The sequence below is a fragment of the Rudanella paleaurantiibacter genome (assembly GCF_009184635.1).
GTDB lineage: Bacteria > Bacteroidota > Bacteroidia > Cytophagales > Spirosomataceae > Rudanella > Rudanella paleaurantiibacter.
Genome location: NZ_WELI01000002.1, coordinates 282815 through 295186, shown reverse-complemented (window position 1 = coordinate 295186; position 12372 = coordinate 282815). Strand labels below are relative to the sequence as shown.

Annotated in this window: 12 protein-coding genes and 1 pseudogene; 7 read left to right on the top strand and 6 right to left on the bottom strand. The window is 54.8% G+C overall.

What is annotated here, in order from left to right:
• Positions 1–90 precede the first annotated feature (90 nt).
• Both F5984_RS06020 and nfi read left to right on the top strand, forming a co-directional pair.
• Complete coding sequence (locus tag F5984_RS06020) at positions 91–600, top strand: hypothetical protein (protein WP_152123372.1); 510 nt, start codon at positions 91–93, stop codon at positions 598–600.
• A complete protein-coding gene (nfi, locus tag F5984_RS06015) occupies positions 597–1274 on the top strand; it encodes a deoxyribonuclease V (protein WP_152123371.1) in 678 nt (225 codons plus the stop codon). Before F5984_RS06020 ends, nfi begins: the two co-directional genes overlap by 4 nt.
• Positions 1275–1397: 123 nt before the next feature.
• On the opposite strand, the gene F5984_RS06010 is transcribed toward nfi, so the two are convergent.
• On the bottom strand, positions 1398–2456 hold the full coding sequence (locus tag F5984_RS06010; protein ID WP_152123370.1) for a Gfo/Idh/MocA family protein: 1059 nt from the start codon (positions 2454–2456) through the stop codon (positions 1398–1400).
• A 100-nt stretch (positions 2457–2556) separates the two neighbouring features.
• Between F5984_RS06010 and nadC the strand changes: the two genes are divergently transcribed.
• The 3 genes from nadC (at position 2557) to nadB (ending at position 6104) form a co-directional block, all read left to right on the top strand.
• Positions 2557–3405, top strand: coding sequence for a carboxylating nicotinate-nucleotide diphosphorylase (gene nadC, locus F5984_RS06005; RefSeq protein ID WP_152123369.1), 849 nt, complete (start codon positions 2557–2559; stop codon positions 3403–3405).
• Between the two features lie 120 nt (positions 3406–3525).
• Positions 3526–4521, top strand: a complete 996-nt coding sequence (gene nadA, locus F5984_RS06000; RefSeq protein ID WP_152123368.1) for a quinolinate synthase NadA — start codon at positions 3526–3528, stop codon at positions 4519–4521.
• 5 nt (positions 4522–4526) lie between these two features.
• A complete protein-coding gene (gene nadB / locus F5984_RS05995; RefSeq protein ID WP_152123367.1) occupies positions 4527–6104 on the top strand; it encodes an L-aspartate oxidase in 1578 nt (525 codons plus the stop codon).
• Between the two features lie 102 nt (positions 6105–6206).
• Here nadB and F5984_RS05990 read toward each other — a convergent pair whose 3' ends face one another.
• Positions 6207–6395 (bottom strand): hypothetical protein, encoded by a 189-nt coding sequence (locus F5984_RS05990; protein WP_152123366.1) that lies wholly within the window; start codon positions 6393–6395, stop codon positions 6207–6209.
• A gap of 151 nt (positions 6396–6546) precedes the next feature.
• Between F5984_RS05990 and F5984_RS05985 the strand changes: the two genes are divergently transcribed.
• The gene (locus F5984_RS05985) at positions 6547–7959 is read left to right on the top strand and encodes a sodium:solute symporter family protein (RefSeq protein ID WP_152123365.1); all 1413 of its coding nucleotides are present in this window, start codon (positions 6547–6549) and stop codon (positions 7957–7959) included.
• Positions 7960–8230: 271 nt separating this feature from the next.
• Positions 8231–8690, top strand: a pseudogene (gene tnpA, locus F5984_RS05980) (IS200/IS605 family transposase).
• 10 nt (positions 8691–8700) lie between these two features.
• Here the strand turns inward: tnpA and F5984_RS05975 are convergent.
• The 4 genes from F5984_RS05975 to F5984_RS05960 all read right to left on the bottom strand — a co-directional run bounded on the left by F5984_RS05975 (position 8701) and on the right by F5984_RS05960 (position 12279).
• Positions 8701–9153 carry an NUDIX hydrolase gene (locus F5984_RS05975; protein WP_152123364.1) on the bottom strand — a complete coding sequence of 151 codons (453 nt, stop codon included), beginning with the start codon at positions 9151–9153 and terminating at the stop codon, positions 8701–8703.
• Complete coding sequence (locus tag F5984_RS05970) at positions 9150–9665, bottom strand: Uma2 family endonuclease (RefSeq protein WP_317163084.1); 516 nt, start codon at positions 9663–9665, stop codon at positions 9150–9152. Before F5984_RS05970 ends, F5984_RS05975 begins: the two co-directional genes overlap by 4 nt.
• Positions 9666–9756: 91 nt before the next feature.
• On the bottom strand, positions 9757–10953 hold the full coding sequence (lhgO, locus tag F5984_RS05965; protein ID WP_152123362.1) for an L-2-hydroxyglutarate oxidase: 1197 nt from the start codon (positions 10951–10953) through the stop codon (positions 9757–9759).
• Between the two features lie 111 nt (positions 10954–11064).
• Entirely contained in the window at positions 11065–12279 is a 1215-nt protein-coding gene (locus tag F5984_RS05960; RefSeq protein WP_152123361.1) for an anhydro-N-acetylmuramic acid kinase, read from the bottom strand.
• Positions 12280–12372 lie beyond the last annotated feature (93 nt).

The window sequence follows — 12372 nt, the reverse complement described above, 5'->3', positions numbered from 1 at the left end:
AAAGCCGTAAACCCCGGCTCGGGGTTAGGCTGTTGTGCGCTGTGGTTAGGTTGGATTACTGGCCTGCGCCGTCAGACAAACCCTATTTGTATGCATATCTTCCTCAAATCAGTGGTTAGTGGGTTGGCCGGAGCGGCTGCCCTCAACCTGTGGCACGAGACCGTACGGCGGGTGGTGCCCGAAGCCCCGCGTGCCGATATTTTGGGCGAACGCTCGTTGCAAAAAATCATGCGGGCTGTTGGGAAAACCCCTCCCGCCGACGAAGAAGACCTGTACGGCCCGACGATGGTGGCCGATCTGCTGTCCAACACGGCGTATTACAGCCTCATTGGCACGGCACGGCCCGAACACGCGTACCCGGTGGGGGCAGCACTCGGTTTGCTAGCTGGTTTGGGTGCCGTGGTGTTGCCCGGACCTTGGGGTTTGGGTGAAGCCCCCACCAACCGAACTACGGCTACGCAGGCGATGACCGTGGGCTGGTATTTGCTGGGTGGGCTGGTAACGGCCGCCGTTTACACTCGGTTAGCTGAGCGGTCCGTTGCTTCCTCCGATGAAACCGGTGAGCCAACCGACGTTCCGACCGAAACGCCTGACGTATGAATTACACACCCTTGCACCCTTGGGACGTAACCCCCGCCGAAGCCGTTGCGCTGCAACAACAAATGCGCCAACAGATTCGGATTGAGCCGCTGACGCAGCCTGTCCAGACGATTGCGGGGTGTGACATTTCGTTCAATAAGTTTGAGGAGACGGTGTATGCCGGGATTGTGGTCCTGAATCTGGCCGATTTGTCGGTGGTTGAAGAGGTTGGTGTTATCAGTCGGGCTACGTTTCCGTACGTGCCGGGTTTGTTGTCGTTTCGGGAGGCTCCGGCCCTGCTCGAAGCCTGGGAGAAGTTGCAAACGGCCCCCGACGCGGTCATGTTCGACGGGCATGGCATGGCGCACCCGCGTCGGATCGGTATCGCGGCCCATATCGGCCTGTTTATCGACCGGCCTTCGTTTGGGTGCGGTAAGTCAGTGCTGGTGGGTAAGTACGACGAACCCGCTCCCGAACGGGGTAACTGGTCGCCCATGCGGCATCACGGCGAGGTGGTCGGCGCTGCGCTGCGTACCAAAAATCGGGTCAATCCGGTGTACGTATCGCCCGGCCACCGGATCGATCTGCCCGCTGCTATTGAGCTGACTCTCGCCTGCAATGGTGGTTATCGCATTCCTGAGCCTACTCGCCGGGCGCACAATCTGGTTAATGCGTTGCGTAAAGGGGAGCGTTAACCCTGCCAGTGGGGTGCTAGCCCCCTGGCAGTGGTTAACGCTCCCCCTTTTCAAAGCATTGAAAGTAAGGTATTTTCTCAACCACTGTCAGGGGGTTAGCACCCCACTGGCAAGGTTTCGAAGCTATAACTTTACCACCCCGCCTGTTCGCTGCGACTCATAAATGGCCTGGAACAGTTGCACTACCCGGCGGCCATCTTCGCCCGTTACGGCTGGCGTGCGGTTCTGAGCGACAGATTCACAGAATTCGCGGAGCTGCTCCGCAAAGAAAAAGACCATGTTATCGACCGAGTGGAAATGGTCGGCATCGGCCTTGACCCACTCAGCCAGCAGGTGTTCCTCGCCCGGAACCGTCCAAAGGTCGTTGGCAGGTGGCTCCTGAATGGTCGACTGGCCAGCTACGAACATAGAGCCGCCATCAGTTTGTACACCTACCGATGCCCCACTGGTGCCGTGAACATGCACTTTGCCGTACAGGCCCGGCTTCTGCGAATTACTCAGCATAATATTGCCCAGACCGCCATTTTTGAAGCGAACAATGGCCAGAGCCGTATCTTCTACTTCGATGTACGGGTGATTGACATTAGCCCACGCTCCAAATACCGATTCGGGCTCGCCCATGTACCAGAGCAGTAAATCGAGCTGGTGGGGCGCCTGATTCACCAACACGCCACCGCCTTCGGTAGCCCACTTGCCGCGCCAGGGGTCGCTGGCATAGTAAGCTTCTCCCCGCCAGCCCAGCAGTTGCGCGACACCCAGCGCCGGATTCCCAATTTTACCGTCCAGAATGGCCTGCTTCACGCGGGTGCTCGATGCGTAGAACCGGCGTTGGCTTACCGTTCCCAGAAACCGGTTCGCCTTTTGGGCAGCCTCAATCATGGCGTCGCAGTCCTCCACCGACGCTGCCAATGGCTTTTCGACCAGTACGTGCGCCCCCGCTTCGAGCGCGGGAATGGCGACCTCCCGGTGGGCTGGGTGAGGGGTACAAACGATACAAACGTCGACCTTTTCGCGGGTCACCATCTCGGCAATGTCGGTATAAGCCGCAATGCCATACTTATTGGCGAATGCCTGCGCGCGTTCCTGATTACGGCCATAAACGGCCACCAGATTACCAACCGACTGGGCGGCTTTGGCGTGAAGATGGGCCACTTTGGCAGGCCCGATGATTGCGATGTTCATACCGCAACAAAGTACGATATTGCGTCACTCCTACCGTTTTTTGATTTATCTACTCTAATTTGCCCCTCAGATGCCCGATGGGTGTCTTTTGACGTTTGTTATGACTTTACACGAATTCATCAAAACGGCCCTGGCCGAAGACGTTGGCGACGGTGACCATACCTCGCTGGCGACTATTCCTGCCAATGCCCAGCGACGCGCCCGATTGCTGGTAAAAGACACGGGTATTCTGGCGGGGGTTGAGGTGGCTTTAGCCATTTTTGACGAAGTTGACCCCAACTTCGAGGTAGAAGTATTGATGGAGGATGGCGTTTCGATGAAACCCGGCGACATTGTGCTGACCGTCTCGGGCAACGCCCGCAACATCCTTACTGCCGAGCGGTTGGTGCTGAACTGTATGCAGCGTATGAGTGGTATTGCCACCCAAACGCGCCGGATGGTGAACCTGATCGAGGGTACCCGTGCTCAACTGCTCGACACCCGCAAAACCACGCCCAACTTCCGTATATGCGAGAAAATGGCCGTGAAGATCGGCGGTGGGGTAAATCACCGGTTCGGGCTGTACGACATGATTCTGATTAAGGATAATCATATCGACTATGCGGGGGGGGTCACGCAGGCCATTACGCAGGCCAACCAGTACCTCAAACGAACTGGCCGTCAGTTAGAAATTGAAGTGGAAATGCGCACGCGCGCCGAAGTGGAGGAAGTGCTGAAGCTAACCGAGTCGGGCGAGGTTCGGGTGGATGTATTGCTGTTGGATAACTTCAAGCCTGACGAAATCCGCGATCTGGTTCGTCTGATCGACAACCGGATCACCACCGAAGCCTCGGGCGGTATTACGGAAGCAAACCTGCGGGCCTATGCCGAAACAGGCGTTAACTTTATCTCGTCGGGGGCTTTGACCCACCATGTGCGGAGCCTGGACCTGAGTCTGAAAGCGTATTAAAGACTGTTTATGGTTTCGGATTCATAGTTTCGGGTTACTTTATAGACGATTTTGCGCTCGTTTATGTTATACCAACTGAGCCGTTAGCCTAAAATCATACACCACAAACTGTAGACTAAAGTGGAAGCATTACTCGAAGAAGTTCAACGCGTAGGTTACGTAAACAAACCCGTTGCCGATAATATAGATCTGGTAGCCGAAATCAAGCGACTCAAAAAAGAGAAGAACGCGGTGATTCTGGCGCACTACTACGTGGATGGCAGTATTCAGGATTTGGCCGACTATATCGGCGACAGCCTGGGCCTGAGTCAGCAGGCGGCTGCTACGCCCGCCGACATGATTGTGTTCTGCGGGGTGCACTTCATGGGCGAAACCGCTAAGGTGCTCTCGCCCCATAAGAAAGTGGTGATTCCCGACCTGAACGCGGGTTGTTCGCTTGCCGATTCGGCTCCGGCCGATAAGTTCGCGGCCTTTAAAGCGCAGTACCCTGATCACATTGTGCTGTCGTACATCAACTGCTCGGCCGAAATCAAGGCGCTGTCCGACATCATCGTGACCTCGTCCAACGCGCTGAAGATTGTCGAAAGCCTGCCCCAGGATCAAAAAATTATCTTTGCACCGGACGCCAATCTGGGCCGGTATATCTCCAAGAAAACCGGTCGCGACATGGTGCTTTGGGACGGTGCCTGCATTGTCCACATCGACATCTCGCTCGAAAAGCTCCAGAAGCTCCGTGCCGAACACCCCGATGCCAAGTTTGTAGCTCACCCTGAGTGTCAGGAGCATATCCTGATGCACGCCGACTATATTGGCTCCACCACGGCCCTGCTTAAATACGTGGTCGATAGCCCCGAACAAACGTTTATTGTGGGTACAGAAGCGGGTATCCTGCACAAGATGCGGCAGGCGGCTCCCCACAAAAACATTATTCCGGCGCCGGCATCGGCCAACAACACTTGTGCGTGTTCGGAGTGTCCGTACATGAAGATGAACACCCTCGAAAAGCTGTATAACTGCATGTTGTACGAGCAGCCGGAGATTATTGTGCCCGAGGACGTGCGCGTGAAAGCAGAGGCTTCGGTATTGCGGATGCTGGAGTTGAGTAAGAACTTGTAGCCAAAATGCCCCATCAATATGATTTCCTCGTAATCGGCTCAGGCATTGCCGGGCTGAGTTACGCCACCAAACTCGCTATCCATTTCGAACAGGTAAATACCCCCGTTCGGATCGCGGTCATCACCAAGGTGCAGGCCGACGAAACCAATACCAAATATGCCCAAGGTGGTATTGCGGCCGTGTGGGATGAAGACGATTCGTTCGAGAAGCACATCGAGGATACCATGATTGCGGGTGACTTCCTGAGCGACCGCAAGATTGTGGAAATCGTGGTTCGTGAAGCCCCCGGACGCATTCAGGAGTTAATCGAATACGGTACCCGCTTCGACAAGGAAGCCGACGGCGATTACGACCTCGCCCGCGAAGGCGGCCACTCCGACCACCGAATCCTGCATTTCAAAGACATTACCGGCGCGGAAATTGAGCGGGCCCTGCTCGAAAAAGCGCAGTCGATGAAGTCGATTGAGATTTTCACGCATTACTACGCCGTCGAACTCATTACCCGCCACTCCCTGGGCGAAACGGTGCATCGGTACGACACCGACAATCGGTGCTTCGGGGCGTATGTGCTGAACACGCAGACAGGCGGGGTGGAGAAGTTTCTGGCCCGCACCACACTCCTGGCAACGGGCGGTATTGGCAATATTTACCAGAATACCACTAACCCCACCATTGCCACCGGTGATGGCATTGCGATGGCCTACCGCGCCAAAGCGATTGCCAAAGACATGGAGTTTATTCAGTTCCACCCCACGGCCCTGTACGAACCGGGCAAGAAACCCAACTTCCTCATTTCGGAAGCGGTGCGCGGATTCGGGGGTGTGTTGCGGAACCTGAAAGGCGAGACCTTCATGGAGCATTATGACCCGCGCCTGTCGTTGGCTCCGCGCGATATTGTGGCCCGTGCTATCGACTCCGAGATGAAGAAGGCCGGTGCACAACACATGTATCTCGACGTGACCCACTGCGATTACGACAAGTTTGTGGAGCACTTTCCCAATATCACGGCCTATTGCCGCGACAAACTGGGTATCGACATTCGGAAAGACTTTATCCCGGTAGTACCTGCTCAGCATTATCTCTGCGGAGGAGTTCGGGTAGACGAGCACGGGCGTACCAATATTCAGTTTCTGTACGCGGTGGGCGAGTGCTCGTGTACGGGCCTGCACGGAGCCAACCGATTGGCCAGTAACTCCCTGCTCGAAGCGGTGGTGTTTGGCCACCGGGCGTATCTGGACACGGTAGCACACCTGGAACAGGCCGAGATCCCCGATACCATTCCCGACTGGAACGATGCGGGCACCACACACCCCGAAGAACTCGTACTTGTCACCGAAATGAAGCGCGAGCTGGAGTCGATCATGTCCAACTATGTAGGGATTGTGCGCTCAAATCGTCGTTTGAAACGGGCTATGGACCGATTGGAACTGATCTACCTCGAACACGAAGAGCTCTACCGGCAATCGAAAGTATCGGTGCCGATTTGTGAGCTTCGGAACATGATTGAGGTAAGCTATCTGGTGATCAAAATGGCAATGGCCCGGCGCGAAAACACGGGGCTACATTACAATATTGACTTGTAGTCTTCGGGCATACACAAAACAGCACTACCCCGATTGAATAGCTGCCATTTTATACGGCTGGACTTCAATCGGGGTAGTGCTATTTTGATAAAAGGCATCCCGTCAGGACTGCCGTTGCTTGCGGTTGTTACGGTAATGAATCACCAGTGCCATCATGCCCCCACCTACTGCGGTGGTGAGTGAGTCAATGTGTTGACTTTTGGCCTGCGAAAAGAAACAGTAAGTGAGGAGGGCCAAACCGGCCAGAGCAGCTACTACATAGGCCAGATTCGTGCGAACATTAGCATTCATAAAGAGGATGTAGATTGATTGTACAAGTTTGGTTTCGGTAAAAATAAGCCCAACCAGTCAGAAAGCCTACTTATTCTACCATTTATCATTACTTATTAATGCGGTCAGCGTCAGTGGAAGAATAATAAAAGCCGTCTATATTCGTCCCGCTATGCTCCTCTTTTTCATTTCCCTCTACCTCCTTCTCAACATTGCCGTAGGGGCCTGGGCGGCCCGGCGCGTCCATTCGGCGCAAGATTTTGTGCTGGCCGGCCGGCGGTTGCCGCTGGCGTTGGCGGCCTCCGTCACGTTTGCTACCTGGTTTGGTTCCGAAACCATTATGGGTGCTCCGGCCAAGTTTGTGGAGGGCGGAATACCGGCCGTTATCGAAGAGCCCTTTGGGGCCGCGCTTTGCCTGTTTCTGGTGGGATTGCTGGTGGCCCGACCGTTGTATCGGCTCAATCTGACCACGTTTTCGGATTACTTCCGCATTCGGTTTGGCCGGTCGGCTGAGTTACTGTCGGCTCTGTTGGTTATTCCGTCGTACTTCAGCTGGATAGCCGCGCAGTTTATTGCGATCGGAATCGTCCTGAAAGTAGTTACGGGTATCGATCAGGCCTATGGTGTTATCATCAGCGCGGCTATCGTGATGGTATACACACTGCTGGGCGGTATGTGGTCGATCTCGGTGACTGATTTTCTGCACAATGCCGTGATTGTGGTGGCGCTGGTGATTGTAGCCGTACCACTCTGGCAGGAGTTGGGGGGCTGGGAAGCCATTCAGCAACGGACAGCTGGTAAACCCCAATTCTGGCGCTTTGCTCCCGAATGGTCGTTTCACGGCGTGGTTGAATACGTAGCAGCCTGGATAACCATCGGGCTGGGCTCGATGCCGCAGCAGGATGTGTTTCAGCGCGTGATGTCGGCCAAGTCGGAGTCGGTGGCGGTACGCTCGTCGTTTATTGCGTCGGGTTTGTACCTCACGGTGGCCATGATTCCGCTGTTTATTGGACTGGCCGCGCAGTTTCTGCACCCCGACTTACCGATGGCTACCGATCAGGACCGGCAGTTGCTGATTCCGAACATGGTGTTGCAGCACGGTAATCTGGCGCTTCAGATTCTGTTCTTTGGAGCTGTTACCTCGGCCATTTTGAGCGTATCCAGCGGAGCAATTCTGGCCCCGGCGGCCGTTTTTGGCGAAAACGTAGTGAAGTTTTTGAAACCCGACCTGAGCGACAAGTCCCTGCTGTTGACTATCCGGCTGGCCGTGGTTGTAATTACGGCCAGCTGCGTCTGGATGAGCCTTGCCCGCGACGTCAGTATTTTCGACCTGGTCGGCGAGTCGTCGGCATTCAGTCTGGTGTCGTTGTTTGTACCCTTGTTGGCGGGTATTTACTGGCGTCGGGCCACCCTCATGGGCTGCCTGGCGAGTATGGCGGGTGGGCTGCTGGTTTGGGTGGTTTGCCTCCTGCTCGACACCCAGACCCTGCCGCCCATGATCTGGGGCTTGCTGGCCAGTATAACCGCCATGCTGGTAGGGAGTTTGGTTACCAATGTTATGTCCCTACGGGACGTTAGACGCTAAAATTGGCCGTTGTTGGCTACCAATGTTGTGTCCCTACGGGACGGGAGGGGGTGGGAGAAGGTATCCGCTTCTCTACCGATATTGTGTCCCTACGGGACGGGAGGGGGTGGGGGAAGGCATCCGCTTCTCTACCAATGTTGTGTCCCTACGGGACGCGATTTGGTTCGTTAACGTCCCGTAGGGACACAACATCGGTAGCACTCGAAACACCCGTAACCTCGATACGTCCCGTAGGGACACAATATTGGTAATCAACGCAAACCGTTTTTCCATGCCCAACACCTACACCCAAATCCATTTGCAGCTCTTCTTTGCGCAAATACCGACAAGCCCAAATCGCCCCTGAATGGAAAGATGACCTATACAAATACATGACGGGTATTATCCGCCACTACGACCACAAACTATTGTCCATCAATGGGATGCCCGACCATGTTCATGTACTGATTGGTATGCGGCCCACGCAATCTCTATCAGACCTCATGAAACACCTAAAACAAGACTCCTCAAAATGGATTAACGACAACAACCTAACAACCTCCCACTTTAGCTGGCAAGAGGGATACGGAGCCTTTTCTTATGGTAAAAGTCAAGTACCTGACGTGATTCGATATATTGAAAATCAGGAAGAGCATCACCGTAAACGTACCTTTCTGGAAGAATATCGTCGTTTTCTGGACGCGTTTGGAATAGATTATGAGGAGCCGTACATCTTCAAATCTTTGGTCTGAAGACAAAATATTACCCAAAATACCGCTGTTCAATGCGTCCAATGTACCCTAAATCACCCCCCGACGCGAACCAGCGTTGAACCGCTTCGCCCACATTAGGATATAGGTTCAGGGTGTGCAAGTCCGAAACAGCCACCCAACGGATAGCCAGCGCCGACGTTTCGGCGGGGTTTAGCAGGGGTTCGCCCTGCACGTCGCGGGTAGCAAATACAATGTGGAGCACATCGTCGGCACGTTCCATGAGCAACATTTCGCCCGCCATAACCATCTCGCCGACGCTTACGGTCAGACCCAGTTCCTCCTGTACTTCGCGGGCTACGGTTTGCGGCAGGGTTTCGCCCCGGTCGGGGTTGCCGCCGGGTAAGGCCAGCACATCGACCTCGCCGTAGCGGTAGTGCATCAATAAAACTTCGGGCTGTGTGTCACGGTGGCGCCAAATCAGGGCCGATGGTCGTACTTTCATGCAAATAATTCATCGACCCGAAATTGAAAATCAGGCAAAACAGGGGCGGCCGAAATTAGCTCGCTGCCTTTGTAGGCCTGTGAAAAATCGGGTGAAGTATAGACGGTAATCTTTTTGTGTTCGGGAATAACGTACCACACCAATTCGGCACCGGCATCGAAATAGTCCTGCACCTTTTCAAGAACATCCTGGTACGATTCTGAATCCGAAAGAATTTCAATAGCAAATCGGGTCTTCTGCCGATTGCCCGTTCGGGTATCTTCAATCTGTTCCAGCGTAAAGTAAGCAAGGTCTGGGCGTCTTTTGCGGACACTGTCAACGTATGAATCCATCTCTGGTGTCAACTCATCACCCCGTTCATAAGCGGCTGTTTTCGCAAAAAGGCGTGTCAGAAAGCGAATCAAAAAGAACTCATTCTGCTTCACATCTTTTTTTTCAATAATCCGCCCGCGAACAAACTCATAGCTACCATCGTGGCCATATTCGCGCTCCCACTGCTCAAACTCAGCCACCGTTTTGAGGTGGGTAGGCAAGGGCTTAACTGGTGATTCGGTCAGTATCATAGCGTTGTCTGGCTCTAAAACTAAAGATAGCTATTTTTCCTCAAAACCGTGCCAGCACCTTTTCCGATACCGTTTGTCCGATAGAGAGCGACGAGGTGGCTGCCGGCGAAGGTGCATTGCAGACATTGATGGCCCGGTCGGTTTCCAGAATGGCAAAGTCGTCGAGCAGGCCCCCGGTGCGGTCGCAGGCCTGTGCACGTACGCCCGCGCCCCCATCTTCGAGGTCTTCCTCCCGAATTTCCGGAATCAGTTCCTGCAAAGCTTTGGTAAAGGCCGATTTTGAGAACGAACGGTACATTTCGCCCAGGCCCGTTTGCCAGTATTTGGCCGCTACTTTCTGGAACCCTGGCCAACTGAGCGTTTCGAATAACTCGGTCAGGTTCACATCGGTTTTGTGGTAGCCTTCGCGCCGGAACGCCAGCACCGCGTTGGGGCCAGCCTCAACGCCCCCGCCAATCATGCGTGTGAAGTGGACACCCAGAAACGGGAAGTTAGGGTCGGGTACGGGGTAAATCAGGTGTTTTACCAGGTGCTGCCGGTGCGGTTTCAACTTGAAATACTCGCCCCGAAACGGCACAATCCGCAAATCAATAGGAGCGCGTTGGGTCATCTGCGCCACTTTGTCGGAGTACAGGCCCGCGCAATTGACCACGAGTTTGGCTTCGTAGGTGGCCCGGTTCGTGACCACCACCGTGAGTGAGGTGCCGGGAGTAATTTGCTCTACGCGCTCATCCAGCCGGATTTCGCCCCCCAGAGCCCGGAGTTTTTCGGCGTATTTTTCGCACACGGCCGTGTAGTCGATAATACCTGTGTAGGGCACCCGAATACCGGCCACGCCGTTGACATGCGGCTCAATTTCGCGCATCTCGGCGGGCGATATTTTCGAAATCTGCGTCAGGCCGTTTTGCAAACCGCGTTGGTACAGCGTTTCGAGCTGAGGGAGTTCTTCGGGTTTGGTAGCCACCACAATTTTGCCACAGAGGTCAAACGGAACCCCCTCTTCGCGGCAAAACTGAAGCAACATATCGTAGCCCCGAATACAGTTGGTGGCTTTCAGGCTACCGGGTTTATAGTACAGGCCCGAGTGAATCACGCCTGAGTTGTGCCCCGTTTGGTGGGCAGCTACCCGGTTTTCTTTTTCCAGCACCGTCACGCTCAGGTGGGGCCGCTGTTGTTTAATTCGGAGAGCGGTGGCTAAGCCCACAATGCCGCCACCGATAATGAGTACGTCTTGCACCTTTTTCAGTTTAGAGTTTTCGGTTTTCGGTTTTCAGTTCAGGGTTGCTGGCTGTGACAGCTGTTCTTGCGTCAGCTAACTCTAAACTGAAAACACTAAACTGAAAACTTTTTAAGTTGGAAACGACACTTTTCCCATTGTCACGCCCGGAATACCGGAGCGCAGGTTGCCTGTGCGGTTACCGAAGTGGGTATGGCCACCGGCCACGGCTTCGTTGGCCAGTACGGCAAATAACATAGCCTCTTTGGCATCGCCCGCAATACCGAGTGCGTCTGTCTGCCCAAATGTACAGGATTGGGGCAGAAGTTGGCGCAGGTGGGCCGTCAGTACCGGGTTGTGCATACCGCCCCCGCTCATGTATACGGCGTAAGCCTGACCCGGTTGCAGTACACGACTGATAGCCTCTGCAATGGTTTCGGTACTGAACCGGGTGAGCGTAGCCATCAGGTCGGCCGGGGGCAGGTCTTGCGTGCCACTGCCCGTTTGGGCGGCTTCCACGTAGGCTTTGTTGAATACCTCGGGGCCTGTGGTTTTGGGGAATGGGGCCGCAAAAAACGGATTTTGTTTCAGCGCATTCAACAACGCCTGATTTATTTGCCCCTGGGTGGCCAACTGACCATCGGCATCGTACGGCTGGTTCAGAAACTGCCGGGCGTAGGCATCCAGTAAGGTGTTGCCGGGGCCGGTATCGGTCGTAAATACCACGTTGGGGTCGGCATCGGCCGGGAGGTACGTAAAATTGGCAATGCCGCCCATGTTGAGCAACAGCCGGTTTTCGCCTGGCTGAGAGAAGACAAAATAGTCGCCATAAACGGCCAGCGGAGCCCCCTCGCCCCCGTGCGCTACGTGCTTTTGCCGGAAATCGCTCAGGGTGATAATACCCGTTTCGGCGGCTACGTGGTCGCCATCGCCAATCTGTAACGTTGCGTTGGGGTAATCGGGGTGGCCATGCTGGGTTTTGGGGGCGTGAAACACCGTTTGCCCATGACTGGCGACCAAATCGACCTCAGTCGGGGGCACCCCCCAGCTACGCAGGCAGTCGCGCACCAGTTGACCATGCAGCCGCCCGAGGTATGGATTTAACAAACAAAGATGCTCGAAATCGATTTGTCTTTTAGCGAATACCGCCCGAATCCGTGCTTTCAGGTCGTCGGTATACGGAATGGTGGTAAAATGCTCAATCACCACCTGCGTATCGGGACCGCTCCCCGCAATCCGACACAGGGCCACATCGAGCCCGTCGAGCGAGGTGCCCGACATCAGACCGACAATCCGACGCTCGGGTTTCTGGGCAATTTGGTATAATTGCTGAATCTGCTGGTTCATCAGCGCAAAAATACGATACTAAACCGTTTCAGGCGGGCTATTTCGGCATTGCCCCGGAGTGGTGCTGATTCCGGTAAGGTGTTGGCCCCGTGA